A 26,826-nucleotide genomic window follows, 5' to 3' on the forward strand; every position below is an offset into this window, starting at 1 on the left:
GCAAGCGGGGCCAGGTGCCCCGCTTTTTTGTGCCCGGGGTCATCGCCGGGATGAGGGGCCATGAGAGGGGGCAGAGAGATGATATTGAAATGGACGGATGTAATTAAATGTTTACAATTTGGGGCTAATTTGGCCTCGCGCGTCGCTACTTTTGAGTTGTTTCACTCTGCATTCTTGGTCATTTATCCATCTGTCAGCGTGCAAATACGCTAGTTTCACTTGATTGTTTGTTTTTCCTTGGTAAGGTGGGGGCGGTTGCGTAACAAAGCACTGACTTGTGTAAACAAAAATGAACAGTCAGTGCCCTTGGCTTGAAACAGTAGAGAGAATGAGAAGATGCAAAGAGATCCCCTGAACAACATCCATATCCAGTCCGAACAAGTGATGATCACGCCTGCCCAGCTCAAGGAGAAACTGCCCATCTCCGATCGCGCGCTGGCATTCGTGCAAGGGGCCCGCAATACCATCGCCGACATCATCCACCGTCGCGATCACCGCTTGCTGGTGATCTGTGGTCCCTGCTCCATCCACGACATGGACGCCGCCAAAGAGTACGCAACCAGACTCAAAGCGCTGCATGACGCCTATCAGGACTCTCTCTACATTGTCATGCGGGTCTACTTTGAGAAGCCGCGCACCACGGTCGGCTGGAAGGGCTTTATCAACGATCCGAACCTGGACGGCACCTTTGACGTGGAGCTGGGTCTGCACCGCGCCCGCGAGCTGCTCTGCTGGCTGGCCGAGCTGGAGTTGCCGCTGGCGACCGAGGCGCTCGACCCCATCAGCCCGCAATACCTGGCGGAGCTCTTCTCCTGGTCGGCCATCGGTGCCCGCACCACCGAATCCCAGACCCACAGGGAGATGGCCTCCGGCCTCTCCATGCCGGTTGGCTTCAAGAACGGCACCGACGGCAACCTCGGCACCGCCATCAATGCGCTGCAGGCAGCTTCCAGCCCCCACGCCTTCATGGGGATCAACCAGCAGGGCCAGGTCGCGCTGCTGCAGACCCAGGGCAACCCGGACGGCCACGTGATCCTGCGCGGCGGCAAGCACCCGAACTACGACTCGGTCAATGTGTCGCTGGCGGAAGAGGCGCTGGAGAAGGCGGGCCTGCTGCCCGGTCTGGTGGTGGATTGCAGCCACGGCAACTCCAGCAAGGATCACCGGCTGCAGCCCAAGGTGGCCGACAACGTCATTCACCAGATCCAGGAGGGCAACCGCTCCATCATCGGGGTGATGCTCGAATCCAACCTGTTCGAAGGCAACCAGTCCAGCGAGCAGCCCAAGTGCGAGATGCGCTACGGCGTCTCCATCACCGATGCCTGCATCGACTGGGAGACCACGGATGCGCTGCTGGCCCGCTGCCACAGCCAGCTGGCGGCACCACTTTTGGCCAGAACATCGGCATAAGCCGTGGTATCTTGTTATAACTGATTGAACCATCGAGGTATCACTGCCCACGCAGTGATACCTTGTTGCCTCTTGAATGACAGGGCGTCGCTGCGGGCGGCGCCAGCAGGGACTGGACATGGCGGAAGAGTTGAATGCCCTCAGGGACAAGATAGATGCGGTGGACAAGCAGCTGATTGATCTGCTGGCCGCCCGTCTCGCCCTGGTGGGGGAAGTGGGGGAAGTGAAAAGCCGGCACGGCCTGCCCATCTACGCGCCGGATCGGGAGGCGAGCATGCTGGCCCGCCGCCGCGCCGAGGCCGAGGCACTGGGGGTGCCGGGGGACCTTATCGAGGATGTGCTGCGCCGGGTGATGCGCGAGTCCTATATTCTGGAGTCCGCCAGCGACAAGGAGCACCACTTCAAGTGCATGAAGCCTGAGCTCGGCAAGGTGGTGATCATCGGTGGCCAGGGGCAGCTTGGCCGCCTGTTCGGCAACCTGTTCAGCCTCTCGGGCTACCGGGTCGAAACCCTGGGTCAGGCCGATTGGCCGCGCGCCGACGAGATCCTGCACGGCGCCGGGCTGGTGATGGTGGCGGTGCCCATCGACGTCACCTGCCAGGTGATCGACCGGCTCGGCAACCTGCCTGAGAACTGCCTGCTGGTGGACGTGACCAGCGTCAAGAGTGAACCGCTTGCCCATATGCTGGCGGTACACCAGGGGCCGGTGCTGGGGCTGCACCCCATGTTCGGGCCGGACGTGGCGAGCCTCGCCAAGCAGGTGATCGTCTGCTGTCAGGGGCGCGAGCCCGCCGCCAGCCAGTGGCTGCTGGAGCAGATGACCATCTGGGGGGCGCGTTTGCAGCAGGTGGAGGCCAGGGCCCACGACGAGGCAATGACCTTCATTCAGGCGCTGCGCCACTTTGCCACCTTCGCCTACGGCTGGCATCTCTCCCGGGAGCAGGCCAACATCGACCGTCTTCTTGCCTTAAGCTCTCCCATCTACCGGCTGGAGCTGGCCATGGTGGGACGGCTGTTTGCCCAGGATCCCCATCTCTACGCCGACATCATATTGTCGTCGCCCCAGAACCTCGCGATGATCCGCCGCTACTACCAGAACTTCGGCGAGGCGCTGGACCTGCTGGAGCGGGGCGACAGAGAGGGCTTCATCGAGGCCTTCAGCCAGGTCTCCGGCTTCTTCGGCGAGCGGGCGGAGGAGTTCCTGCGCGAGAGCCGCACCCTGCTGGCGCAGGCCAACGACCGTCGCCATCACGGCTGATGCACAAAGACATCCATATAAAAGGGGCCTGATGGCCCCTTTTTCATGTTGTTTGTGCTGCACCGATAACCAGGGTAGATGAAAACACAGGTCTGGGCGTGAAATCGCCCTGTTTCATTCGGCAGGCGGTTGACGCAAGTCGGCGTCATGCCAGCCCAGCGGCAGGGTCAGCAGCTGATCGATCAGCTCCCGGCGGTCGGATTTCTCCAGATAGGCGAGGTAGAGCGGGCGGCTAAGGGATTGGCCCCCTTCCACCAGATGAAGCTGCCCCTGCTCCAGGAAGGGGCTCACCATGCGCCTTGGCAGGTAGGCGGCGCCGCCGTTGGCCAGCACGAATTGCAGGGCCATGCTGGCGGAGCTCGAATGCAGAACTGGGGTCTTCTGCAGGCTCTGCAACCGGCTCGATGGCGGTTCGAAGCTGGTGCCCCAGTCGAGATGAATGTGGGGCATCTGCATCAGGCTGTCGGCGTTTGCGGCTGGCTCCCGGCTCACCAGTTCGAACACCAGCTCGCCGATGGGGTGCAGGGCAATCTCGTCGATCTTGGTCGGCTCGGAGAGCAGGGCCAGATCGAGGGAGCGCTCCAGCAACTGGCGACAGAGGTGCTCGCGGGAGGCGGTTTCGAGGCGCACCGCGAGGCCGGGGGCCAGGGCATAGACATGGTTCAGCCAGTCGTTGAAGTCGAGCTCCCAGAAGACGGCGGGGGCGCCGATGGCAAGCTGCTGGCTGAAACCGGGGGAGAGGGCCACGTCCTGCTTGGCGCGCCCCAAAGTATGCAGAATGGCGTCTGCGTAGGGCAGCAGACGCTCACCGGAGGCAGTCAGGCGGATGTTGTTGCGATGACGGGCAAACAGGCTGACCCCGAGTTGCTGCTCGAGCTGGCGGATCCGGAAGCTCACCGCCGACTGGGTCAGGTAGAGATTTTCAGCCGCCCGGCCAAAGTGCCGGGTCTTGCTGACCTCGATGAAGGTCCGAAGCAGCTCGGTATCCATTAATCGAGGGACTCGTCGCTGCCGCCACCGCCGCCTTCAAAGCTGCCACCCGCATCTTCATTGGCGCCGCCTGCGACGGTGCACAGACGGTGCACGCGCTTGGGACCAATCACCTTCAGGTATTTGAACCACACCTTGGCGTGGGGGTTGTTGCCGGCTGCGCCGGATTTGACCTGTTCGATAAAGGCACTTTCTACGTCATCGCGCGGGGCCAGGTTGCCCTGATAGAGCGCCAGCATCACGGTGCCATATTTTTCCAGACTGTCCGCTTCGGCCACGGTGAATTCGCCACTGCGACGCAGGCCACGGGGAAAATGTTTGAAGTCGTTGAAACGCTTGTCTGATTCGAAGCTCATAGTGCTCTTGTTCTGGTTAGTTTGACCTTTGCGGGCAAGTATCATCAGGCCGTCGCAGAGTGCAAAATCAATTTTCTTACTATGTTAATAAATATCTTTTATCGAACAGGGTTTGTCGCATCCCGAGGGGGCATTTTGCGGTGCGCTGCACAAAAAAGCCTGAAAAATAGTGGAGTTATGTCAGATTTTGTACAGGGAAAACCGCTCAAAAACGGGCTCGGAAGCTAAAAATAAGGCGCCGTATGGCGCCTTTTTGTCATCGTGACTGAGCTGAACCCGAGTGCGCGGCACTCACTCAATCATGGCTGGCTGTGCCAGGTTGTCGGCACGCCACAGACGATAGCGCACCTCGTACTCCTGGGGCACATAGATGACGAAGGGCAGCTTGGAGTTGTAGTTCACGAAGAAGCCCTGACCGTAGATCTGGACGAAACTCTCTTTTTTCTGGCCGTCCGGGCAGGCCATCAGGGTGCTGACGGGGCCGGTGACCTGGCCCAGGGTCAGGTAGTTGTAACCCCAGCCCTTGACGCTGTGCTGTTCCAGATTGCCCGCGAAGCGGGGCAGGTTGCAGTCGACCAGCATCTTCTTGCCGACTTGCAGCTCGACCATCATGTCGGCTTCGTTCTCGACTTCCGGCAGACGGATCACGACACGTTCCTGGTTCACTTCGGCAGCGGGGAACATGCTGATATCAAATTTTTTCGGTTCGGCGGCGAAGGCATGGCCACCCAATAACAAGGCGCCCAGCAGGCTAAAACGCAACACGGTTTTCATCTGTACCTCTTGGGATTGGTTCAACGCCGCTAGACTAACCGCTCTGCCGGTTTCATGCCAGCGCTGCGGCGTGCAAAACCGCCCTGAACAGGCATCACATGACGCAATTTGATGCTTTTTTGACGGCCAGGGTCACCCTGGCGCTTCTTGCCTCGTGTCAAACAGGGGACCGGGTGGCCCCCATGGCCAGGCTGTCACTTCACCAGCAGAACCTGTTTCGCCCAGGCGCGGGGGGCGCGCTGGGCGACGGAGCCGCTGGTGATGTCCAGGTAGGCGACGCCCTGAAGGGCCGGCACCGGGGTGGAGGACCAGAGATAGACATAGCCGTCGTTCACCTCCTTGCCATCCCCGGCCATGGCGCGGGGGAAGATGGTTTCGTTCAATGCCGGTTTGTAACAGGCGGACTCCAGAATGCTGGCGAGCTCCTTGATGGTGGGCAGGCGCCAGTCGTGATGACCACCAAACCCATACAGGGCATGGCTGGGTTCGGTACGGATCCGTTCCGCCGTCTGCAGTGCCTGTTGCCAGTAGAGGCGGGTGGGTTCCCCCTCGCAGCTCTGGTTGCGCCAGGTCTGGCCGAGCTGGCAGCGCATCCAGGTCAGACCGGTGCCCCTGTCGGTGACGGTGCCGTTGCCGTGATCCTGGAAACGGGCGGTGGGACTGGTACGGGACAGGGCGTCGTCGCAGATGGCGATGGCCAGTGCCAGGGGGCTGCACAGGGTGAGCAGCAGGGTCAGAAGATACTTGTTCATCGGGTTACCTCGGCCACAAGGCGCAGTTGTATGGCATTGATTTCATTTTCGTTCTGGACGCCATAGGGGTAATCGGTGCCCGCATCCTCCCCCAGGAACTGAGGGCTGATGACGGCGATGGGGACGCTCTCGAGGCGCCGGGATGGGGTCAGGGTCTGGGTCCAGTAGCTGCCATCGAAGTCGCCGCTCGAGGGACCGACGTCGGGGAAGTAGCGCACATCCAGGGTGACGAGCTGGCCATCCTGGCGGGCGAGGGAGCCGTAGTGTTGCAGGCTGCCTAGCTCCTGGGCCGTGGGCAGGCGCCAGTGCCCTATGCCGCAGAGTCGTTGTCCATTGAGCCATTGGCGATACTGCTCGGTGGAGCAGATAGCTTCCCCCTCGGGGCAGGCATAATCCAGCTCCGCCTGACTGGGGTGATAGTTGCCAAACTCCCAGGCGAAGACTTTGTGCAGATCCCGCGGACTGTCCGGATCCGCCAGCTTCTTCTCCCAGACGAGGCCGGTATTGAGATCCTCCACGCACTCCCAGTTGGGGGCGTTGTCCGCCAGGGGCTGCCCCTTGCCATCCAGCTTGCGATAGCGCAGGGGCGCCTGGTCCAGGCTCGCCTCCTGGCCCGGGTGATCCGCAGGCTCCTGGGTGAGCAGATAATCCACCCCGTCCGTGTAGGTGGTGACGCCGCTGGCGGTCACCAACGCCCGGGGTTGCTGCTGCATCAGCACGGCGGCGAGTCTGGCCTGCTGGCTCAGTAGCTCGGGGCTTGCGGCAAAGTGCCGGGCGAGCTCGGGCAGCAGGGTGACAAGGCCTTGCCAGATCTGCTGGCGGCGTTCGCTGGCGGGCAGGGTGGCCTCGTCATCGAAGGCGGCGAGGGCCAGCTCGGCGAGGGCGCGGTTGAAGTCGCCCAGCTGCGCTAGGGCCGCCAGATCTGGGCCGGGGTGAAGGGGCGCCAGGGCGAACAGCACGTCCGTCAGGGCCTGAGCCGGTGGCAGCCCGTCCGAGATACGCGTCTGCAGCAGGGTGCTGAGGGGGCTGGGGGTGAGGTGCTGGTTGTCCTGACGCACCGCCGGGTGGGCCAGGGGCAGGGCGGCGGGATCCGCCGGAATGAACAGCAGGGGAGTGGTGAGCAGATCAGGGCGGCGCCGGGTCAGAGTGTGGGCACCGGCCTCGCCGCTGACGGCGGGCTCATTGGCTTCGCAGCCGTCGTTCTGGTTCAGGTTGATGCACAGGGTGCCCGCAGCGGGCAGGCTGACCGTCAGGCGGTAGTCCGGCGCGGTCAGGGGAGCCTCGTCCGAACCGCCGCCACAGGCGCTGAGCAGGGGGGCCAGCAGGCAGACGATCGGGGTCATTCTCATGGTCATGGTGTGTCCTTGGAGGGGCCTTGGCCCCTCTCTTCTTTATATAGGGAGAGTCAGAGGCGACGCAGACGGCGCCACAGGGCCAGCGGCAGCAGCCAGAGCAGGGAGAAGGTCCCCCCGCCACTGCTGTCCGAGGTATCGAAGCGGATGATGCCGTCATCCGGCACGGGCACGGTGTTGCCGCACTGGGCGCCGGTACGCTGGCTGATGCTCCATCCGTTCAGGAGACCCTGATTGCCCGGTTTGCTGTCCACCACCTCCAGGGTCCAGCGACCGGCCAGGGGTTCTCCTTCGAAGGCGCTGAAGGGTTGCAGGGACTGCAACTCGGTGGGGAAGACCCCTTTCAGGCTCGGCAGGGGGCTGTAACCCTTGTCCCAGATCTGGACCCGGGTGCCGGCGGGGGAGCTGAGCCAGATCTCCAGCTCATCCAGCGCCTCGTGCTGCAGATCCAGGCTCAGTTGCAGCCTGTCGCTCACACGGGCATCGCTCTTCTCCAGCAGTAGGCTGGTTTCGCTCAAGCCGCGCACCTCCTCGCTCTGGGCATCGTTCAGTCGCTGTGACCGACCACTGGCCCGGCTGATGACGGGGGTGCCGATGGGCAGGGTCAGGGATTGCTGCCACTGGCGCTCGGTGGGGCTGGTACCGCTCATGGCGAGATTCACCGAGAGGCTCGCCTCGTCGCCGCAGGCGAGCGGGCTCTGGGCCAGCAGGCGCAGGGTGGTGGTCATGCTGGCACCGGCGGCCAGGGTTGCTGGTTGCCAGTTGCCAGTTGTCAGGATCGGCCTGCAACCCGGTTGGCAGGGTGAGGGCCAGCTCGTTGAGGGTCACTTCCCCTTTGCCCGGGTTGCTGAGGGTCAGCTGCACCGACTGGCGCTGCCCCAGCGGGATGGCGCTCCCCTCGGCGAGGGCGATATAGACGGGAGCTTGCAGCAGCCCGTGCTGACGAAATGCCTGCTCAAGCAGACGGGCATAGGCTCGCGTCGGGTAGAGACGGGCGGCGGTATCCACGGTGATCCGGGCCAGTTGCGGCATGCGAATGGCCGGCCCTAGGCCGAAGTGGGATTCGATGATGACGCGATCAAACTCGTCCCTAGCCGCCTCGCCGTGCTCGGCCACCGCCGTCAGCAGGGCCTGGAACAGCGGGGTGCCCCAGAGCTGATCCCCGTTGCTGCCGTTGATGGTGCGGTGGGCGGGGTAGCGGTAGTCCGGATGGTAGCGGGCGCGCAGATCGTCGAGCTGGCGCGGGGTGCGGTCGGTGAAGCGGGCATCCCAGTTGAACACCATGGCGGGTTCGAACTGGCGACCGGCTTCGCTGCGCTGGCGATGACTGGCGGCCAGGTAGTCGCCAAAGCCCTCGCCGATGGCTCCCCAGTCACCCTCTTCCCCGAGATCCGGCAGGATGTGGTGCTGTACCCCGTGGCCGAACTCGTGCCAGATGACCATGGGATCCTCGGCATCGGGCACGCCGCTGCGACCCAGCTCCAGCCTGCGTTCGAACGGATCGTAGAGGGAGTTGTCCTGATAGCCCGCGTCCGTGTCGATGTCGAGCGCTCCGGGGATGAGATCGGTGAAGCCGAGCGCCTTGAGGTGGCGCTGGGCGAGATCCAGATGGTAGTAGGCGTTGATGTCCGCAAAGCCGCGATCGTCACGGGTCAGGCGAAAACCCTGCACGTCACTGCTGCTGTAGGGGGCCGATTCGGGGGCCATGACATCCACCACCCTGGCATGGGGGCCGCTCAGGCGATACTGCCCGGCTTGTAGGCTCACCGGCAGGGGAACCGGATCCTGGTAGGCGGCCTCTGCCAGCACCAGCGCGTCGTGCCAGACCAGGCTGGCGTCCTGCAGGCGGGTGCGGGGATCGGGGTCGAACACCCGGGCCTGAACCTGCTGATCGCCTGCGTCGGCGACATGCAGAGGGCGGGTAGTTGCCTGATCCCCGAGACGGCCAAGCTCCTGCTCCCCGTCGCAACGGGCAAACAGCTGCACCTGGCTGGCCTTGGCATTGCCTGCCTTGTGCTCGCGCACCCGCTGGCGCAGGGCTGGCACCAGGGTATCGCCGTCTCGCCAGTACCAGGCTTCGACCGGTCCCAGCGTCTCTATCTGGTTGCCGTCGGTGCGCAGGGTGGCGAGCAGGGGATCCAGGGTGCCGCTGGCATCGCAGCCGGGCGCTGTGCTCTGCAAGGGGCGCAGGTTGTGATAGAGGCGCCAGGGGCGGCCGTCCCCGTCGACACTGACGGCGGCCTGGGTGGCGGCCACCGGCAGGCCGTTCACCAGCTGGCGAAAGCTGTAATGGTGGCCGAGCAGGCTGGCCCTGTCGTAATCGGGGGCGAGGAGCACACCGAGGCGCTGCTCGAGCCAGCGCTTCGGCGTCGTGGTCAGGGGTTGTTCATCGACAAACTGCAGATCGGCCGCCAGCAGCGGCGATGAGATCAGGGTTGCCGCCAGCCAGAGGGCTAGGGAAGAGGGTTTCATGGTTCACTCCAGAAAAAGAGGACAAGGGGTCAGTGGTTGACGCCCGCCAGGGTGAGCAGGAAGGCAAACTCCTGCGCCGCACGCAGCGCCGCCGTTCGGGGGGCGCCCAGGTGGCCGCCGTCGAGTTCGGTGCGCAGCAGATAGGGGCCTGTTCCCGTGCTATGGGATCGCAGGCGGGCTATCCACTTGAGGGGTTCCCAGTAGGGCACCTGACTGTCGTGCAGGCCGCCCGTCACATAGACGGAGGGATAAGGGGCCTTGTGCAGGTTGTCGTAGGGGCTCAGGCGGCGCATCGCGGCATAGTCACCCGGGATGGCCGGATTGCCCCACTCGGCGTACTCCTGCCGGGTGAGGGGCAGCTCGGGATCCTGCATGGTGCCCAGCAGGTCGACGAAGGGAACTTGCAGCACGGCCCCGGCGAAACGGGTGGGCGCCTGGTTGAGTGCCGCAGCCACCAGCAGGCCGCCGGCGCTGCCACCCATGGCAAACAGCCGGGCGGGATCGATGGCGGGATCCCGTGCCAGGGCATCGGCCACGGCGAGAAAATCATCCACGCTGTGCTGTTTGTCACGGCCACGACCCTCCCGGTACCAGGATTCGCCGAGCAGACCGCCCCCGCGCACATGGGCGATGGCGTAGACGAAGCCGCGATCCAGCAGGCTCAGCACCCGGGGCTGGTAGTAGGGGCGCATGGGGGTGCCGTAGGCCCCATAGCCGTAGAGCAGCAGTGCCCTGGGGTGGGTAATGCCCTTGCGCCAGACCAGGGAGACAGGCACCTTGACCCCGTCCTTGCCCGCGATCCAGCGCCGCTCGCTCTGATAGGGGGAGGTGCCCCTGCTCTCAGGTGTCCCCTCCCAGGCGCCGGAGGCGAGATCCAGCCAGCGCTGGTGAGGTGGCTCGGCCATCCCCTGGCGGCGAATGAGCACCTTGTCGCTGGCCGGTTCCTGGCTGCCCTGGATCCAGGCCGTGCCTGCGCCATCGGTGAGCGGCAGGCTGTGGGTCAACGCACCTTTGGCGTCCAGCACATCGAGCCAGTCATCCCCTTCCTTGCGGTATTGCAGCACGGTGTGCCGGGCAAAGAGGCGCCACTTCTCGAGTTCCCGGCCCTCGCCGGACCAGAGCCGTTGCCACTCTCCCTTCGCCACCAGGCTCAAGTCGGCCACCTGATAGAGGCCGAGGGCGCCGTCCCGGTTGCTCTTGAGCAGCACCCTGTCCCCCAGGGTATCCAGGTAGTATTCGAGGCCGCGCTCGCGCCCCTTGATCAGGTCGGCCCGACCCGCGTCCAGCAGGTATTGCTCCGAACTGTCGTGGTTGTTGCTTTGCAGCACCAGGTGGCGGCGATCCGTGGTGCGATAGAGGCCGAGCAGCCAGGCGGGATCGCGCTCCTCATACACCAGGGTCTCCTTGCCATCCTGCCAGGCCAGCAGTTGCCAGGGGCGCAGGGTCTGGCGCTCGTTGGCGAGGGTGTAGAGGGTCTTGCCATCCAGACTCCAGAGCAGATCGCCGGCGCGGTGAGGCAAAGAGACCAGTGTCTCGCCACTCGCCAGATCCAGCAGGGTGATGCGGTAGTCCCGATCTCCCCTGCGGTCTTCGGCCAGGGCAAGCAGTTGCCCGTCCGGGTGAAGGGCCCAGGCAGCGAGCTCGTAATACCCCTCCGCAGGTTGGCGGGGAGCCAGCCGCTTTCGGGGGGCGGCATTGGCGTCGCTGCGTTGCCACAGGCTACCGTCCGCCTCCATGCGCCACTGGCTGCCAGCCTGGCTAAGCCAGTCGTCAGGCACGGGTTCGCCCCGCTCCCGGCCCTGCCACTCCGTCTGCAGGCGCTGCACCAGTGGCACCTGGTCGGCGAGCTGCCGCTCGGTCCAGCGGTTCTGCTCGCGCAGCAGCGTCAGGAGGGCGGGATCCTGGCGGCTGTCGTCACGCCAGCCACCATAGGGATCGAGGCGGGCTATCTCCCCCTTCATCAGTTGCGGGCGCTCGGGGATGAGGGGCGCGGCCTCCAGGGTTGCCTCAGGCAGGGGAGAGGCGGGGACCGGCGTGGCCAGCAGGCTGGCCAGGATCAATAGGCTGTGCATCAGATCCCCACGAAGGTGTAGCGCAGGCTGGCACTCAGGGTGCGGCCGCTCTGGGTGAAGAGGGAAGCATCGGTCCCGGCTTCCAGCCCGGCCACATCCTGATAGCGGGTGTAGCGGGTGTCGAACAGGTTGTCGAGCTTGAGGTTGACCTTGAGGGCGTCGGTGACCAGCCAGTCGGCCGTCAGGGCGAAACTGAGCCAGCCGGCACTTTCGAGGCAGTCCCCCTGGCGGCCGGTCAGGCTGTTGCCGCAGGTGGGCACCCGGTTCATGGCGGCGGCATAGTCCGCCTGAATGCCCAGACTCCACTCATTGGCCTGATAGCTCAGACGGGTGTTGCCCTCGAGGGGCGTCAGGGTGCGCAGCGCTTCACCTTTGTTGTCCTCGCCATCGACCCAGCCGAGCTTGGTGGCGAGCTCCCACTCCTGGGTCAGCCAGTAGCTGGCGGCGAGTTCGGCCCCCCAGGTTTCGGCCTTGGCGACGTTGCGATATTGGCGCAGGATGACGCCATCGCTCAGGCGCAGCCCCACCTCGCGCCAGTCGATGAAGTTGTAGTAGCGGTTGTAGAAGAGCGCTGGCTTGATGCTCCAGTTGTCCCCCTCGCCACTCAGTCCCCACTCGATGCTGTGGCTGGTCTCCTCCTTGAGCCCTGTGTTGGCGATGATCTCGAAGGGTGGCAGAGCGAAGTAGTGGGGGATGTTGCCGTACACCTTGTCGTAGGAAGGTGCCCGGAACCCGTTGGCATAGCTGAGCCAGCTGCGCCACTGGTCGTTGAAGCGGTAGCTGGTGGCCAGGCTCGGGGAGAGGTGCCAGCTGTGGTTGCTGTCGTGGCTGCCGTCCAGCGGCGTGAGCCACTGGTGATCCATGCGCAGGGTGGGGGTGAACTGCCACTGGCCCAGGCTGGCCACGTCGCCGAGCCAGACCCCGGCCCTGTCGGTACGGGCGCGGCTGAAGGGGGCGGACTGGCCGGGTTGGGGAATGCCGGCCTCCAGACTCAGCTTCTCCACCGGCCGCTCGTGGGTGGTGCGCTCGAGCTCAATGCCGTAACTGAGCTGATGGGCGAGAGGGCCGGTGGCGAGATCCCGGCGCACATCCAGCTCGGTACCAATCCTGTCTTCGGTGAAGGTGGCGAGTTCCCGTTCGCTGCGATAGCGCGGATAACCGCTCAGCAGATCGTTTTGCAGCAGGCTGCGCTTGTTGGCGGTGTTTTTCGAGTGATTGCCGTAGGCACTCCAGGTGAGGCTGTCAGCCAGTATTGTGTCGAGGTTTCTCGCTTCCCAGGCCAGCTTGCCCCCCTGGGTGCGTTGGCTGCCCTGCTCGTGGTACTGGCGCACCTGCCACTTGCCATCGGGCTGGGGCACTTCGCGCGGCCCCTGATCCCGCTCGGCGTTGTCCTCGAAGTAGTCGAGTTCGAGGCGCAGCAGATGATGTTCGTTCAGCTGGATGCGAGAGTTGGTGGAGGCGCTGAGGCCATCCAGATCCGCCGGGATGCGGCTCTCGTCGTAGTTGGCGGTCTCATGTCCCTGCCAGCCGGAGAGGCGCAGCAGGTGTTCGGTATCCCGTATCCGGGCGGCGCCGGTGGCGCTCAGCTTCTGCTTGTCACTGCTGCCATCGTGCAGCACCTTGCTGCTGAGATAGGCATCCTGGCCCTGAAGGTAATCTTCCGGCTGCTTGGTGCTGATGACGATGGTGCCGCCGATGGCATCGGAGCCATGGAGGGAGGAACCGGCTCCCTTGGCCACCTCTATCTGTTTGACATCGTCGAGATCGAAGCTGAAGCGCCCCACCTTGTCGTTGAGGTCGTCGGCGCCAAAGCCGTCGCTGACCCGCACCCCGTCCTTGATGATGAGCACCCGGTTGCCGCCCATGCCGCGGATGATGATGTTCTGGGGGCGGCCGGCGGAGCCGGTCACCGAGACGCCGGGTTCGTTCTTGAACACATCGGTGAGCTCGGTGGCAACCTGGCGATCCAGATCCTCTTCCGTGATGACGGTGATGGAACCGGACACGTCGGAGAGCTTCTGCTCGATGCGCTGTCCCTTGACCACGATGGTTTCCCGCCCCTTGAGTTCGGGGGGCATGTCCGTTGTGTCGACCCCGGCGGGATCGCTGGCAGCCAGCGCCGTACCGGACAGCAGCATGGGCCAGTAGTGAAGAAGTCGAATTTTCATATTTGAGAATAATTATTATTTGAGCCTGAGGGCGCGGATTATTGCAGAGGGAGTCAAGCAGATCAATAAATGACAATCATTATCATTTTGTTTTTATGATATTGATCGAATTGAGTTTTTTGAGAGATAAATCAGTAAGGTAGTGGTATACGTTTGCGAATGACGCCATGGGAAACAGGAGGACGGGCGTGGTGCGGACAAGAAAAAGCCCGCCATAGGGGCGGGCTCAAGGAAGTGTTCTGGCGCTGATCAGGGGGCGCGATAGAAGCGATTGAGCTCGTTCATCACCTGGATCAGGGTGCCCATGTCCGGGGTGCCGTGCTTGATAGGGCGATAGGTGTCGCGGTCCAGCAGCTCGAAGTCCCCCTGCTTGTTGAACTGGGTGATGGTGTTGCCCTGATAGATGGCGAAGTCATTCTGATCCCCCGCCAGCAGCCAGGTGCGTGTACTGGCTTCGAACAGGTTTCGCCCCGTGCTGTAGTCACGATAGGGGTTGCGTACACCCAGCATGTTCTTCATCAGGGTCGGTACCAGATCCAGGTGGCTGCTCGCCTGCGCCTGGGGCGCAGGTTCGGCACCAGGCCAGGCCAGCACCAGGGGGACCTGCACCTGATAGGTCGAGTAATTGCTGCCATAGCCCCAGCTGTTGCTCTGGGTCTCGTTGAACTCCTGACCGTGGTTGGAGGTGATCACGACGATGGTCTGATCATCAAGCCCCTGCAATTGCAGTTGGGTCAGCATCTGCTCCAGCAGTTGATCGGTATAGAAGACCGCGTTCTTGTAGCGGTTCTCCAGCTTCTGCAGGTTCTCGGGCCGATAGGCAGTGGCCGGGTTGAAGCGGGTCAACTCGGGCTGGAAAGGGCCCTTGATGCTGGCGGGCACCTGATAATCTCCCGGGCTAGAGAGATAGACCAGAGAGAACCAGGGTCTGTCCGCGGTGCGCGTGCCAAGCCACTGCTGCCAGTCGTCGATGAGCCTGCGGTCATCGGTCTGGCGGGAGACGAAGACTTGCTTGCGCAGACCTGCAAGCAGACTCTGGCGATACTGCTTGGCATCTTCCAGTGCACCGAACAGGCCGAACTGGTAGTCCTGGCGCAGCATCTCGTCGAACAGCACGGGGGGGCGCTTGTCGGCCCGGATGTCCCCGTAATAGTGGCCGGGCAGCCCGTAGAAGAGGCTGAACATCCCCATGGCTTCATCATTGCCACCACTCATGTGCTGGCGGAAATTGAAGTGGTTGTCCGCGTAGCGTTGCAGATTGGGCATGTTGATGTTGTTGAGCATGTCGGCTCGCAGGGAGTCGACCACCACCACCAGCAGGTTCTTGTGATCGCTGGGTGCACTCACGCTGAGGGGGCGCAAGGGATAGAGCAGACGGTGCTCAGCGCTTCCCTGATCTTCGGCCTTCTTCTCATACTGCTCGAGGTCGAGCCAGCCATGCTTGGCCAGGAAGCTCCTGGCGGTCATGGGGTAGGAGAGGGGGAAGTTGGCGCGCTGCATGGTGATGGGTTGATACAGGGTCGCATCCGCCCAGCTGTTGACCAGATGGGTCAGGATGAAGCAGACCAGCAGGGCCAGCCCCACCTGATTGCCGTACTGGCGGCGTTTGCGCTTGTTGATCTTGCGCCACACATAGGCCGACAGCAGCAGTTGCAGCAGGAAGATGGCGGGCACCGCCACGAAGATGATGCTCCAGATAGAGCCCTCTTCGGTCTGCGCCTGATCCAGCAGCAGTTGCCACACCTGGCCATTCAAGTGGAACTTGAACAGCTGGAACACCTGGGTGTCGATAAGCAGCAGCACCAGCGCCAGGGTGGCGATGATGGATGAAATGAAGCGCAGCGGCTTCTCCCTGGGCAGGATGAAGCTCAAGGGGAAGATGGTCAGCAGATAGGTGACGAAGCTCAGGAACGAGAAATGACCTATCCAGCTGATGACGAGATAGGTCACGCCGAGCGTGGTCGACGGCCAGCTGATGGCGCCCAGGTAACGGGTCGAGATCAGCATGGCCAGGATGATGTTGAAGAAGGAGAACCAATGCCCCCAGGTGATCAGGCGAGAGACATTATCGCGATAGGGGTTGCCGGTTTCGACCATAATGATCCATCTGCTTGAAAAACATCAAAGAATGCGAAGAAACTCAGTGCGCATCGTGGCGATGGCCCACCGAGGCGGTGAGTGCCTGGATGAACTTCTCGGTGATCGCCTGGCGCTGGGCCGGGGCCATGCCGTTGATGATGTTGGTGGTCAGGTTGCCAAGGACCATCAGACTGAGATCCACCGGTGCCTTGTGTTTCTCCAGGGCGGTGATCAGGTCGTTCATCAGGGCGTCAAACTGCTCGTTATTGTACTTTGATACGATGGGCATAATCTTGGGTTCACCTCGGTTCAAAGCGCCTTATAATACTTCACCCTTTCGGCTAACACTATGGCTTTGTGACATGAGTCTCGATATCGACAAGATCATTCTTCACTCCCTGCGGGCGGGCAACGATGGCCAGCCCCACGCCGATACCCGCAGCCAGACCCTGCCTGCCGACGAGGCGGTACAAGGGCTGATGGCGGAGCTGCATCGCATCTACAACGGCAAGGGGGGAAAGGGCTTTGGCTTCTTCGCCGATCCCGAGGCCGCCGTCGCCGAGCTGGCGGAGGGGGAAGACGCCCCCAAGCAGCCTTCCCCCGCCTTTCGCATCGCCCTGGAGCAGCTGCTGGCGGAGCAGACCGAGTTCGTCCCCTTTTCCGTCAACCTGACCCAGATGCTGGTCAAGCAGCTGGTGGAGCATGCTCTGGACGAGCAGGGGGTGTTGCTGATTGCCAAGTACAACTATGTGGGGGTGGATTACCTGATGATCGCCCTGCTGGAAGGCAAGGAGAGCGTCACCGTGAGCGAGGCGCTGGAGCTGCGCCACATCCAGTACCTGGATATCGGCAAACTCAATCTGGTGGCCCGCATCGATCTCACCGAGTGGAAAACCCAGGGGGATTCGCGTCGTTATATCACCTTCAGCAAGGGCCGGGTCGGTCGCAAGCTGGGGGATTTCTTCATGGATCTGCTGGGGGCCCGGGAGGGCATGGATGCCAAGCTCCAGAACAAGGGGTTGCTGCAGGCGGTGGACGATTACTGCGACAGCCGCCAACTCGAACCGGCCGAGCGTAATGACTACAAGAAGCAGGTCTTCAAATATTGCACCGAGCAGGCCAGCGCCGGCGAGGAGATCGAGATCAAGGAGCTGTCGGCGGAATTGCCCGGTGATGGGGACCTCGATTTTTACAGCTTCATCGGTCAGGAGTACGAGTTGGAGGAGCGCTTCCCGGCGGACCGTTCCACCCTGCGGGGCTTGACCAAGTTTGTGGGCTCCGGTGGCGGCCTGACCCTGAGCTTCGAGCAGAAGTTGCTCAACAGCCGGGTCTTTTACGATCCCCAGACCGACACCCTGACCATCAGGGGAGTCCCGCCCAATCTCAAGGATCAATTGCTGCGCCAGTCGTAATGTGATCCAGCCGTCATTTCTTGCAAAAAGGCACCGGAGTCCGCTCCGGTGCCTTTTTATTTAAGGGGGTGATGTAGATGGAAACCACCTCAGTACTTTTGTTAACACATTGAACAAAATACCGGGAATGAAAGGGTTTTCAGTGGGATGAAATCCCTTTCAATGACGTAAATTGATTTCCTTTCTGTAATTTAATTTCCATATCTTGGCAAAAATATGGGGATATCCCTTCCTAAGTCGCTGAAATAAGAAAATGTTTTCATAACTTTCTGGAAGAAAATACGTAATTGCATTTCAAAAATGCGAGGCGTGTCATGTGAGGCATTGACTGCTTGGGATAATATGCATCTGCACACAATGCTCTTACAGCGCGGAACTAATACAAGGAAAGGCTCATGAAAAAGAAATTGCTGTCATCCCTGATCGGTCTGGCTACCCTGGGCGTGGCCTGCTCTGCCACTGCTGCCATTGATGAAGGTCAGCTGACCATCTGGATCAACGGTGACAAGGGCTACAACGGCCTGGCCGAAGTCGGCAAGAAGTTTGAAGCCGAAACCGGCATCAAGGTCACCGTCGCCCACCCGGATCAGGTTGAAGTCAAATTCCAGCAAGCCGCCGCCACCGGCAACGGCCCGGACATCTTCTTCTGGGCTCACGACCGTTACGGTGAGTGGGTCAAGTCCGGTCTGCTGGTTCCCGTGACCCCGAATACCGCCACCAAGGCCAAGTTCGAGCAATTCGCCTGGGATGCCATGACCGTCGATGGCAAGACCTATGGCTACCCGGTCGCGGTAGAAGCCGTCAGCCTGATTTACAACAAGGATCTGTTGCCCAACCCGCCGAAGACCTTCGAAGAGATCGCCAAGATCGACGAAGACCTGAAGAAAAATGGCAAGCGCGCCATCATGTGGGCCTATGACACCCCCTACTTCAGCTACCCCCTGGTGGCTGCCAACGGTGGTTACGCCTTCAAGAAGACCGCCACCGGCTATGACGTCAAAGACACCGGCGTGAACAACGCAGGTGCCAAGGCCGGCGTCGGCTACATCTCCGAGATGATCAAATCCGGTCACCTGGAGAAGGGCATTGACTACGGTGTGATGGACGCCAAGTTCAACAAGGGCGAAGTGGCCATGATGATCAACGGTCCCTGGGCTTGGAGCAACCTGGACAAGAGCGGCATCAAGTATGGCGTAGCCCAGCTGCCGACCCTGAAAGGCAAGCCCGCCAAGGCCTTCGTTGGCGTACTGGGTGCCACCATCAACGCCGCCAGCCCGAACAAGGATCTGGCCATCGAGTTCCTCGAGAACTACCTGCTGACCGATGCCGGTCTGGCGCCGATGAACGCCGACAAGCCGCTGGGTGCCGTGGCCCTGAAGTCCTTCCAGAAGACCCTGGAAGCCGACCCCAACATCAAGGCCACCATGCTGAACGCCCAGAACGGCGAACCGATGCCGTCCGTGCCCGAGATGAGCCGTTTCTGGTCCTCCTTCGAAACCGCCCTCAAGAACATCACCTCTGGCCGTCAGGGTGTTGACGAAGCCCTGGATACCGCTGCCAAGCGTATCGTCCAGTAAGCATGCACTACCCGGGAGGCCTTCGGGCCTCCCACTCTCTCAATCTCTCTTGGCGCAATAAAGGTTAATTGGCATGGAAGTAGTACCTTCTATCGAATCCTATGCCGGTCCGAAGAAAGACAAGTACGTCTGGCTGAAATGGACCATGGCGGCACTGATCGCAGTGCTTAATGGTTATGCGGCCGTGATGATGTATGCCAGCGGCGAGTGGGTATTTGCCCTGCTCGATCTGGTGGTCGTCTCCGTCGGTCTCTATGTCTTCATGAACAAGAAGACCTATGCCCACCGTTATATTTTCCCCGGTGTGGCAGGCATGGTTGTTTTTATCATCTTCCCTCTTGCCTACACGATCGGCATCGCCTTCACCAACTATTCGGGATCCAACTTGCTCTCCCTTGAGCAGGCACGGGATTACCATCTGAAAAAAACCTACAAGGTGACCGGCGGTGAATTCGATTTCACCCTCCTGGGTGGTGAGAACAATCAGTTTCAGCTGCTGCTGAAACAGGACGACCAATCCTTTATCAGTCAACCCCTTACCTTGCTGAACAACAAGGCGCGTACCCTGGCCGTCCGTGAAGGACGGGTCCGTGACGAGCCCCAGGTTGTTCAGTTGCAACCCCTGGCCGGGGAGGCGACCGACAAGGCGGCACCCATTCGTGCCATCGTCGATCACCGCACCCACCTGAGTGCCCTGGATGTGGTACTGCCCGAAGGCAATATCCATCTGACCCTGAGCAGCCTGCGCAAGTTCGCCGCCCAGAAACAGCTCTATACCCAGCTGGTCGACGGCGCCGTGCTCAAGTCCGGCGTCATGATCAAGGACAGCAACCTGCTGCGTGACAACCAGAGCGGCGAGCTGATGCAGCCCAACGGTGACACCGGCTTCTACCAGTACATCGATGCGGAAGGTCACTTCGTCGGCAAGGGCATTGCCCCCGGTTTCGTGGTGAGCGTGGGTTGGAAAAACTTCATGCGCATCATGACGGACCCGGGTATCCAGAGTCCCTTCATGCAGATCTTCGTCTGGACCGTGATCTTCTCCGCCTGTTCGGTGGCGTTCACCCTGGCGATTGGCATGGTGTTGGCGTGTCTGGTGCAGTGGGAGCAGCTCAGGGGGCGTGGTTTCTACCGGGTCATGCTGATCCTGCCCTATGCGATACCGGCGTTCATCTCCATCCTGGTGTTCAAGGGCTTGTTCAACCAGAACTTCGGTGAAATCAACCTGTTCCTGGAAGCGGCCTTCGGCATCAAGCCGGACTGGTACACCAATCCCTTCCTGGCCAAGGTGATGATCCTCATCGTCAACACCTGGCTCGGTTACCCCTACATGATGATCCTCTGCATGGGCCTGCTCAAGGCGATTCCGGAAGATCTCTACGAGGCGTCTGCCATGGACGGGGCGGGGCCGGTACAGAACTTCTTCAAGATCACCGTACCGCTCTTGATGAAGCCGCTGACACCGCTGTTGATTGCATCCTTTGCCTTCAACTTCAACAACTTCGTACTTATCCAGTTGTTGACGAACGGGGCGCCGGACATCATCGGGGCCACCACGCCGGCCGGGACCACCGACTTGCTGGTGAGCTACACCTACCGGATCGCGTTCCAGGGCTCGGGTGGTCAGGACTACGGTCTGGCCAGTGCCATCGCCACCGCCATCTTCCTCATCGTGGGTGCGCTGGCCTTGCTCAACCTGAAATTGTCCAAAGCCGACAAGCAACTGTAAGGAGGCTTCAACATGGCAATCGTACAACCCAAATCAGTCAAATACCGGGTGTGGGCAACCCACCTGGTGATGTGGGGCTTCCTGGCACTGATCATCTTCCCGCTGATCATGGTCATCGCCATCTCGTTCCGTAACGGCAACTTCTCGGTGGGGGAGATCATCCCCACCAATCCGACCCTGGATCACTGGAAGCTGGCGCTCGGAATGTCCATCACCAACGCCGATGGCAGCATCACGCCGCCGCCGTTCCCGGTGCTGACCTGGCTGTGGAACTCCATCAAGGTGGCGGGCATCACCGCCCTGATGATAGTGGTGCTCTCCACCACCTGTGCCTACGCCTTCGCCCGTCTGCGGTTCCGTGGCAAGTCCACCATCCTGCAGGGCATGCTGATCTTCCAGATGTTCCCGGCGGTGCTGGCACTGGTGGCCATCTACGCGCTCTTCAACAAGATCGGTGACTACATCCCCTGGCTGGGTCTCAACACCCACGGCGGCCTGATCCTGGCCTACATGGGGGGCATTGCCCTGCACGTCTGGACCATCAAGGGCTACTTCGAGACCATCGACTCTTCCCTGGAGGAGGCGGCGGCCATCGATGGCGCTACTCCGTGGCAGGCGTTCCGCCTGATCCTGTTGCCCCTGTCGGTGCCCATTCTGGCGGTGGTGTTCATCCTGGCCTTCATCGGCTCCATCACCGAGGTGCCCATGGCCTCCATCCTGTTGCAGGATGTGAACAATCTGACCCTGGCGGTCGGGGCCCAGCAGTACCTCTATCCGCAGAACTACCTGTGGGGTGACTTCGCCGCAGCCGCCGTGCTGTCAGGCTTCCCCATCACGGTCGTCTTCCTGCTCGCCCAGCGCTGGCTGGTGGGCGGTCTGACCGCAGGCGGCGTGAAAGGTTAACGGTTCATGGCCGGGGGAGCTGGCTCCCCCCGTCATCACGATTTGCAAAGATTCAAGAGCGGAGCTCGACATGGCTGAAGTAGTACTCAACAACGTTCGCAAAAATTACGACCCGGCTGTCCACAAGGACACCCTGCGCAGCATCAACCTCGACATCAAGGAAGGGGAGTTCATCGTCTTCGTCGGCCCGTCCGGCTGCGGAAAGTCCACCCTGCTTCGGATGATCGCGGGTCTGGAAGACATCACCAGCGGCGAGCTGACCATCGGCGGGCGCTACATGAACGACGTGCCGCCGGTGGAGCGCAACGTGGGCATGGTGTTCCAGTCCTACGCCCTCTACCCGCACATGAACATCTACGAGAACATGGCTTTTGGCCTCAAGCTCAAGAAGATGGACAAGGAGAACATCCACAAGCGGGTGATGCGCGCCGCCGAGATCCTGGGTCTCGAGCCTTTGCTGGACAGAAAGCCCAAGGCCCTTTCTGGCGGTCAGCGTCAGCGGGTGGCCATCGGCCGCTCCATCGTGCAGCAGCCGCAGGTGTTCCTGTTTGACGAACCGCTGTCGAACCTCGACGCCGCCTTGCGGGTCAAGATGCGTATCGAGATCGCCAAGCTGCACAAGGAGCTCAACTCCACCATCATCTACGTGACCCACGACCAGGTGGAGGCCATGACGCTGGCCAACCGCATCGTGGTGCTGAGCCCGCTCAAGGGCGAGGCGGCCACCAACCTGGAGCAGTTCGGCACCCCCCTCGAGCTCTACCACAACCCGGACAACAAGTTCGTGGCGGGCTTCATCGGCTCCCCCAAGATGAACTTCCTGGCGGGCGAGCTGGTGGAGATCGGCGAGCAGGAGTGCGTGGTCAAGCTCACCTCCGGCGATACCGTGCGTGCCCGGGTGGATGCCCGTCGCGGCGCGGTGGGTGACAAGGTGGAGCTGGGCATTCGCCCCGAGCACCTGGTGCCGCTGGGTCATGCCCATGCCGACAGCCGCGTGAGCGGCGTGGTGCAGGTAGCCGAACACCTGGGGGCAGAATCCTTCGTCTACATGGACGTGGATGGTCACGACTTCACCGTCAAGGCGAGCTCCGACATCGACGTGGCCACCGGCCAGGAGTACAGCGTCGGCATCCCGGCCGAAGCCTGCTACCTGTTCGATGCCAAAGAACAGGCGTTCCCGCGCACGGCCAAATATATCCGCGCCTGAGAGGGCGAGAGTGCCAGGTTTTCCTTTCTATACGTTCAATGCCTTTTGCCGGTCGCAAGACCGGCTTTTTATTGCCCGTCATCCGAGGCCCGGGTTCCGGCCAGCGGGTGCGGCTGGCCGGGGCCCGTCACTGCCCGTGCTTGTCTGACTCGAGGGCGGCGGTGACGTCCGGCACGAAGTGCTGGCTGGTGAGCGGCGGGCGCTCATAGCCTTCGGTCTTGATGGGGGGCAGGGTGATGGGCTCGTAGTGGATCGCCTCGTAGGGCACCTTGCCAAGGAGGTGAGAGATGCAGTTGAGGCGGGCGCGGCGCTTGTCGTCGGCGTCCACCACGAACCAGGGGCAATCCTCGGTATCCGTGTAGGTGAACATGTCATCCTTGGCGCGGGAATACTCCACCCAGCGGGAGCGGGACTGCAGATCCATGGGGCTGAACTTCCAGCGTTTGATGGGGGTGTTGATGCGCTCCTTGAAGCGTTTCTCCTGCTCTTCGTCGCTGACCGAGAACCAGTATTTGATGAGGGTGATGCCGGAGCGGATCAACATCCGCTCGAATTCGGGGCAGGCACGCAGGAATTCGCGATACTCGTCGTCGCTGCAAAAGCCCATCACCCGTTCGACCCCGGCCCGGTTGTACCAGGAGCGATCAAACAGCACCATCTCGCCCGCCGAGGGCAGGTGCGCCACGTAGCGCTGGAAGTACCACTGGGTACGCTCCCGATCCGAGGGGGCGGGCAGGGCGGTGACCCGGCAGACCCGGGGGTTGAGGGGTTCGGTGATCGCCTTGATGACGCCCCCCTTGCCCGCGGCGTCGCGCCCCTCGAACAGCACCACCACTTTGAGCCCCTCCTGCTTGACCCACTCCTGCAACTTGACCAGCTCCTCCTGCAGGTGGGCGAGGTGATGTTCGTAGGTCTTCTTGTCCAGACGGGGGCGTTTCTTGCTCTTTTCCTTGGCCATCATCCTCTCCTTGGTGGCTCCTCGTTGTGAGTCTCTCCAGCTTGCACCAGGCGGGCACCCCTGCCAAGGGTGGCGTGTTACACTGCCGCCTCATCAGCCGCTGGCAACAGAAAAACAGGAAAGCCAGTTTCATCGCCGCTGGCAACAGGAGAAAACATGAAGCAGTTTATGGAGATAGCGGGCCGCCGCATGGCCTATCTGGACGAGGGGCAGGGTCCGGCACTGCTCTTTGGCCACAGCTACCTGTGGGACAGTGCCATGTGGGCACCGCAAATCGAGGCCCTCAAGGGGCAGTATCGCTGCATCGTGCCCGAGCTTTGGGGTCACGGGGATTCCGATGTGCTGCCCGAGGGGCCCTGCACCCTTGCGACCCTGGCCCGGGATCACCTGGCGCTGCTCGATGCCCTTGGCATCGACGAGTGCGTGCTGGTGGGGCTTTCCATCGGTGGCATGTGGGGCGTGGAGCTGGCGCGCATGGCGCCTGCTCGCCTCAAGGGCCTGGTGCTGATGGACAGCTTCGTCGGCCTTGAACCCCAGATCACCTGCGAGCGCTATCTCGGCATGCTGGCGATGATCGAGCAGGTCGGCGCCGTTCCTGCGCCCATCGCCGATCAGGTGGCGCCGCTCTTCTTCGCCCATCAACCGGACGCGGCCCTGATGGCCGGTTTCAAGGCCCGGCTGGCCCAATGGCCCGCCGACAAGGTGGCGAGCCTGGTGGCGGTGGGGCGCAGCTTCGTGACCCGGGAGGATCGCATCGACTGGCTCGAAGAGATGAGGCTGCCCGCACTGGTGATGACGGGGTGCGAGGACAAGGCTCGCCCTGTGCTGGAGGGGTATCTGATGGCCGAGGTGCTGGGGTGCCCGTTCAGGGAGATCCCGGGGGCTGGTCACATCTCGACCTTGGAGAACCCCGCGTTCATCAACCAGGCGCTCGCCGAATTTCTCGCCGAAGTGGCAGGGTGACGCTGCGCCGGATAGCCGTAAAAAAGGAGCCATGGGCTAATGCCGATCAGTTAAGGATCCATTGACCGATCCTCAGGCTGTGTAAGAATCCGAAACTCCTTGTTGGGTTTCGGATTTTTTTATGCGTATCGACCAAGCTCTCGACTTCATTCACGCCTGTCCTCCCGGAAAGTTTGAGTCCCTGTCTGACCTGCTGTCACCTGAACTGGTGCAGGCTTGCTTGGCCGAGACGGGCTCCGTCTCCTTGCGCCGACGGCGCATGCCCATGGAGCGGGTGCTATGGGCCATTATCGGGATGTCCTTGTTTCGTCATGTCCCTATGGCCCAGCTGGCCAACCAGCTCGATATCCTGTTACCCGGCGACCGGCCGTTTGTCGTCCCCAGCGCCTTCATCCAGGCGCGCCAAAAACTGGCTGACCAAGCCGTTCGACAGGTGTTCCAGCAGACCGCCACACTCTGGCATCAGCTGTGTCAGCACCCCACCTGGGCCGGCTTGCAGCTGCTGGCCGTGGACGGGGTGGTCTGGCGCACGCCCGATACTCCGGACAATGCCGGCGCCTTTGCCAAGTCGAAAACCGTCCAGGGGGAGACGCAATATCCCCAGGTCCGCATGTTGTGTCAGATGGAGCTGACCAGTCATCTGCTGACCCAGACAGTGATGGACTCCTGTGCGGTAAACGAGATGGTGTTGGCAGAGCAACTGATTGAAAAAACACCCGATAATAGCCTGACCCTGTTCGATAAGGGCTTCTACTCACTGGGGTTACTCCATGCCTGGCAACGCCAGGGCGTAGCGCGTCACTGGCTTATTCCGCTGAAAAAGGGGGCTCAATACGAGGTCATCCGCAAGCTGGGGCGGCAGGATGTGCTGGTACGCCTCAGAGCCAGTCCGCAGGCCAAGAAGAAGTGGAGCGAGTTGCCGGAGCAGTTCGAAGCCCGGCTGCTGACCCGGACGGTAAACGGCAAGGAGCGGCAGGTGCTGACCTCGCTCACCGACCCGCTGCGCTTCCCGGCCAGCGAGTTGATGGAGCTATACCAGAATCGCTGGGAAATCGAGCTGGGCTATCGGGAGATGAAACATAGCCTGCAACAGCACCGGCTGACGCTGCGCAGCAAGAAACCCGATGGAGTAAGGCAGGAGCTATGGGGCTTGGTATTGGCCTATAACCTACTGAGATATCAGATGGTTAGGATGGCGGCGAGCTTAAAGGGCTATACGGCCAGCCAGTTGAGCTTTCACATGGCATCGGTGTATCTGCTGCATGAACTCAGTTGCCTGCCGTTTGTGTCACCGGGCATGGTTCCAGGGCGTGTCGCTGAGTTGGACAAACAGGCAGAGCAGTTCAAGTTACCCGCCCGCCGAGAACGAAGTTACCCAAGGTGCATCAAAGCCAAACCACAGAAGTATGCGACGAGAAAACCTAGTAAAAACAATGCCAGTCAGGCTTAACTGACTGGCATTAGAGCCATGGGCTCCTTTTTTGTTGTCCAGTCCGGATGGGGCTACCAGATGTAGCCCACCCCGAAGCCTGCATAGAGTTCTCCCTGATGCTGGACGATGGGGCTGTCCGCAATGTCATCGTCGTAGCGCTCGTAGTTGATGCCAAAGCCGCCAATCCAGTTGGCGCTGAAGCGATAGCTGCCGATGAGGGAGACCATGGGGGAGAGGGTGGTGCCCGTGTTCCACGCCGGCCTGTCCGCCCTCGCTTCGTCTTGCGAGACACCGCCGAAGTAGTAGTTGGCGAGGTTGTGGCTGCGCAGCATCACGCCGGCTCCCGGCATCAGCAGCAGGGGGCCGCGGATGATGGGGAAGTTGGCCCACAGCATCAGCTCCTGACCGTTGCTGGTACCGGTCACATCCGTGGTGGCCCGCACGCTCCAGAGGGCGTAGGGAGTGATGAGATCGGCCCCAACACCGGCCTCGAACTGCCCCTTGCGCTTCTCCATGCCATGGAGGAAGGGATCGTCGTCCGGGTCCAGGTTGCCAAAGCGCATCCGGCCGAAGGCATAGGTCGAGAGGTTGCCATCCCGGCTCAGGTAGTAGCGGGCCCGATCCCCCAGATACATCAGGTTGTCACCAAAATAGAGGGCCCCCGGGATGGGCATCAGGGTATCGTCCTGGTGCTGGTAACGGGCCTGACCGCCGATGACGGCCCCGCCCAGCACCAGCCCCTTGGGAATGGTGCTGTCAGGGCTGTCGCTGGAGAAGGCGCTGAGGGCCCCGATATCGAGGTCTGCCCGGACGGGAGAACAGAACAGCAGTGCCAGAAAGGCACCCAGAGAGGCATGGCGCAGGGCAGGGACTGGGGACATGACAGATCCTTGTCGGTGGGTGGGCGTGGGAACGAATCAGACCGGCGTAGCAAGTCAAACGGATGTCGGTTTTCAATTAAA

Annotated in this window: 20 protein-coding genes and 1 pseudogene; 9 read left to right on the forward strand and 12 right to left on the reverse strand. The window is 61.9% G+C overall.

Annotated features, from left to right (window positions below; all coding sequences use genetic code 11):
- Positions 1-336: 336 nt before the first annotated feature.
- Both C2U47_RS18425 and tyrA read left to right on the forward strand, forming a co-directional pair.
- Positions 337-1,410, forward strand: a complete 1,074-nt coding sequence (locus C2U47_RS18425; RefSeq protein WP_010674236.1) for a 3-deoxy-7-phosphoheptulonate synthase — start codon at positions 337-339, stop codon at positions 1,408-1,410.
- A gap of 118 nt (positions 1,411-1,528) precedes the next feature.
- Positions 1,529-2,668, forward strand: a complete 1,140-nt coding sequence (gene tyrA, locus C2U47_RS18430) for a bifunctional chorismate mutase/prephenate dehydrogenase (RefSeq protein ID WP_103261788.1) — start codon at positions 1,529-1,531, stop codon at positions 2,666-2,668.
- A 114-nt stretch (positions 2,669-2,782) separates the two neighbouring features.
- On the opposite strand, the gene hdfR is transcribed toward tyrA, so the two are convergent.
- From hdfR to C2U47_RS18480, 10 genes and pseudogenes are all read right to left on the reverse strand, one after another.
- A complete protein-coding gene (gene hdfR / locus C2U47_RS18435; RefSeq protein ID WP_039038620.1) occupies positions 2,783-3,658 on the reverse strand; it encodes an HTH-type transcriptional regulator HdfR in 876 nt (291 codons plus the stop codon).
- On the reverse strand, positions 3,658-4,014 hold the full coding sequence (locus tag C2U47_RS18440) for a DUF413 domain-containing protein (protein ID WP_010674239.1): 357 nt from the start codon (positions 4,012-4,014) through the stop codon (positions 3,658-3,660). The genes hdfR and C2U47_RS18440 overlap by 1 nt, the downstream gene beginning before the upstream one ends.
- 291 nt (positions 4,015-4,305) lie before the next feature.
- Entirely contained in the window at positions 4,306-4,788 is a 483-nt protein-coding gene (eco, locus tag C2U47_RS18445) for a serine protease inhibitor ecotin (protein WP_010674240.1), read from the reverse strand.
- A gap of 194 nt (positions 4,789-4,982) precedes the next feature.
- Entirely contained in the window at positions 4,983-5,540 is a 558-nt protein-coding gene (locus tag C2U47_RS18450) for an Lcl C-terminal domain-containing protein (protein ID WP_103261789.1), read from the reverse strand.
- Complete coding sequence (locus C2U47_RS18455; RefSeq protein WP_103261790.1) at positions 5,537-6,895, reverse strand: Lcl C-terminal domain-containing protein; 1,359 nt, start codon at positions 6,893-6,895, stop codon at positions 5,537-5,539. The genes C2U47_RS18450 and C2U47_RS18455 overlap by 4 nt, the downstream gene beginning before the upstream one ends.
- Positions 6,896-6,945: 50 nt before the next feature.
- A pseudogene (locus tag C2U47_RS18460) lies at positions 6,946-9,364 on the reverse strand (proprotein convertase P-domain-containing protein).
- A 29-nt stretch (positions 9,365-9,393) separates the two neighbouring features.
- Positions 9,394-11,436, reverse strand: coding sequence for a prolyl oligopeptidase family serine peptidase (locus tag C2U47_RS18465; RefSeq protein WP_103261791.1), 2,043 nt, complete (start codon positions 11,434-11,436; stop codon positions 9,394-9,396).
- The gene (locus C2U47_RS18470; protein WP_406569125.1) at positions 11,436-13,574 is read right to left on the reverse strand and encodes a TonB-dependent hemoglobin/transferrin/lactoferrin family receptor; all 2,139 of its coding nucleotides are present in this window, start codon (positions 13,572-13,574) and stop codon (positions 11,436-11,438) included. Before C2U47_RS18470 ends, C2U47_RS18465 begins: the two co-directional genes overlap by 1 nt.
- A gap of 279 nt (positions 13,575-13,853) precedes the next feature.
- Positions 13,854-15,701 (reverse strand): DUF3413 domain-containing protein, encoded by a 1,848-nt coding sequence (locus C2U47_RS18475; protein ID WP_042015924.1) that lies wholly within the window; start codon positions 15,699-15,701, stop codon positions 13,854-13,856.
- A gap of 43 nt (positions 15,702-15,744) precedes the next feature.
- Positions 15,745-15,972 (reverse strand): YejL family protein, encoded by a 228-nt coding sequence (locus C2U47_RS18480; RefSeq protein ID WP_039038627.1) that lies wholly within the window; start codon positions 15,970-15,972, stop codon positions 15,745-15,747.
- A 73-nt stretch (positions 15,973-16,045) separates the two neighbouring features.
- Between C2U47_RS18480 and yejK the strand changes: the two genes are divergently transcribed.
- From yejK to C2U47_RS18505, 5 genes are all read left to right on the forward strand, one after another.
- Positions 16,046-17,095 carry a nucleoid-associated protein YejK gene (gene yejK, locus C2U47_RS18485; RefSeq protein WP_199766823.1) on the forward strand — a complete coding sequence of 350 codons (1,050 nt, stop codon included), beginning with the start codon at positions 16,046-16,048 and terminating at the stop codon, positions 17,093-17,095.
- A gap of 395 nt (positions 17,096-17,490) precedes the next feature.
- The gene (gene malE, locus C2U47_RS18490; RefSeq protein ID WP_041212786.1) at positions 17,491-18,672 is read left to right on the forward strand and encodes a maltose/maltodextrin ABC transporter substrate-binding protein MalE; all 1,182 of its coding nucleotides are present in this window, start codon (positions 17,491-17,493) and stop codon (positions 18,670-18,672) included.
- A gap of 73 nt (positions 18,673-18,745) precedes the next feature.
- Positions 18,746-20,401, forward strand: coding sequence for a maltose ABC transporter permease MalF (gene malF, locus C2U47_RS18495; RefSeq protein ID WP_049637099.1), 1,656 nt, complete (start codon positions 18,746-18,748; stop codon positions 20,399-20,401).
- A 12-nt stretch (positions 20,402-20,413) separates the two neighbouring features.
- Positions 20,414-21,304, forward strand: a complete 891-nt coding sequence (gene malG, locus C2U47_RS18500; RefSeq protein WP_010674251.1) for a maltose ABC transporter permease MalG — start codon at positions 20,414-20,416, stop codon at positions 21,302-21,304.
- Positions 21,305-21,374: 70 nt separating this feature from the next.
- Complete coding sequence (locus C2U47_RS18505) at positions 21,375-22,511, forward strand: ABC transporter ATP-binding protein (protein WP_010674252.1); 1,137 nt, start codon at positions 21,375-21,377, stop codon at positions 22,509-22,511.
- A 127-nt stretch (positions 22,512-22,638) separates the two neighbouring features.
- Here the strand turns inward: C2U47_RS18505 and ppk2 are convergent, their stop codons facing one another.
- Positions 22,639-23,469: a polyphosphate kinase 2 gene (gene ppk2, locus C2U47_RS18510; protein WP_010674253.1), complete on the reverse strand. Its 831-nt coding sequence runs from the start codon at positions 23,467-23,469 to the stop codon at positions 22,639-22,641.
- Positions 23,470-23,625: 156 nt separating this feature from the next.
- Here ppk2 and C2U47_RS18515 point away from each other — a divergent pair, with 156 nt between their 5' ends.
- Both C2U47_RS18515 and C2U47_RS18520 read left to right on the forward strand, forming a co-directional pair.
- Positions 23,626-24,432: an alpha/beta fold hydrolase gene (locus C2U47_RS18515; RefSeq protein WP_041212789.1), complete on the forward strand. Its 807-nt coding sequence runs from the start codon at positions 23,626-23,628 to the stop codon at positions 24,430-24,432.
- A gap of 121 nt (positions 24,433-24,553) precedes the next feature.
- On the forward strand, positions 24,554-25,882 hold the full coding sequence (locus C2U47_RS18520; protein WP_010676218.1) for an IS4 family transposase: 1,329 nt from the start codon (positions 24,554-24,556) through the stop codon (positions 25,880-25,882).
- 53 nt (positions 25,883-25,935) lie between these two features.
- Here C2U47_RS18520 and C2U47_RS18525 read toward each other — a convergent pair whose 3' ends face one another.
- Positions 25,936-26,745: a MipA/OmpV family protein gene (locus tag C2U47_RS18525; protein WP_233735830.1), complete on the reverse strand. Its 810-nt coding sequence runs from the start codon at positions 26,743-26,745 to the stop codon at positions 25,936-25,938.
- Positions 26,746-26,826 lie beyond the last annotated feature (81 nt).

This window comes from Aeromonas sp. ASNIH7 (genome assembly GCF_002903485.1).
In the GTDB taxonomy this organism is placed as follows: Bacteria; Pseudomonadota; Gammaproteobacteria; order Enterobacterales; family Aeromonadaceae; genus Aeromonas; species Aeromonas caviae.

Coding starts and splice junctions, on each gene's coding strand:
- C2U47_RS18425 (WP_010674236.1), top strand. CDS start 337: ATGCAAAGAGATCCCCTGAACAACATCCATATCCAGTCCGAACAAGTG.
- tyrA (WP_103261788.1), top strand. CDS start 1,529: ATGGCGGAAGAGTTGAATGCCCTCAGGGACAAGATAGATGCGGTGGAC.
- hdfR (WP_039038620.1), bottom strand. CDS start 3,658: ATGGATACCGAGCTGCTTCGGACCTTCATCGAGGTCAGCAAGACCCGG.
- C2U47_RS18440 (WP_010674239.1), bottom strand. CDS start 4,014: ATGAGCTTCGAATCAGACAAGCGTTTCAACGACTTCAAACATTTTCCC.
- eco (WP_010674240.1), bottom strand. CDS start 4,788: ATGAAAACCGTGTTGCGTTTTAGCCTGCTGGGCGCCTTGTTATTGGGT.
- C2U47_RS18450 (WP_103261789.1), bottom strand. CDS start 5,540: ATGAACAAGTATCTTCTGACCCTGCTGCTCACCCTGTGCAGCCCCCTG.
- C2U47_RS18455 (WP_103261790.1), bottom strand. CDS start 6,895: ATGACCATGAGAATGACCCCGATCGTCTGCCTGCTGGCCCCCCTGCTC.
- C2U47_RS18465 (WP_103261791.1), bottom strand. CDS start 11,436: ATGCACAGCCTATTGATCCTGGCCAGCCTGCTGGCCACGCCGGTCCCC.
- C2U47_RS18470 (WP_406569125.1), bottom strand. CDS start 13,574: ATGCTGCTGTCCGGTACGGCGCTGGCTGCCAGCGATCCCGCCGGGGTC.
- C2U47_RS18475 (WP_042015924.1), bottom strand. CDS start 15,701: ATGGTCGAAACCGGCAACCCCTATCGCGATAATGTCTCTCGCCTGATC.
- C2U47_RS18480 (WP_039038627.1), bottom strand. CDS start 15,972: ATGCCCATCGTATCAAAGTACAATAACGAGCAGTTTGACGCCCTGATG.
- yejK (WP_199766823.1), top strand. CDS start 16,046: ATGAGTCTCGATATCGACAAGATCATTCTTCACTCCCTGCGGGCGGGC.
- malE (WP_041212786.1), top strand. CDS start 17,491: ATGAAAAAGAAATTGCTGTCATCCCTGATCGGTCTGGCTACCCTGGGC.
- malF (WP_049637099.1), top strand. CDS start 18,746: ATGGAAGTAGTACCTTCTATCGAATCCTATGCCGGTCCGAAGAAAGAC.
- malG (WP_010674251.1), top strand. CDS start 20,414: ATGGCAATCGTACAACCCAAATCAGTCAAATACCGGGTGTGGGCAACC.
- C2U47_RS18505 (WP_010674252.1), top strand. CDS start 21,375: ATGGCTGAAGTAGTACTCAACAACGTTCGCAAAAATTACGACCCGGCT.
- ppk2 (WP_010674253.1), bottom strand. CDS start 23,469: ATGGCCAAGGAAAAGAGCAAGAAACGCCCCCGTCTGGACAAGAAGACC.
- C2U47_RS18515 (WP_041212789.1), top strand. CDS start 23,626: ATGAAGCAGTTTATGGAGATAGCGGGCCGCCGCATGGCCTATCTGGAC.
- C2U47_RS18520 (WP_010676218.1), top strand. CDS start 24,554: ATGCGTATCGACCAAGCTCTCGACTTCATTCACGCCTGTCCTCCCGGA.
- C2U47_RS18525 (WP_233735830.1), bottom strand. CDS start 26,745: ATGTCCCCAGTCCCTGCCCTGCGCCATGCCTCTCTGGGTGCCTTTCTG.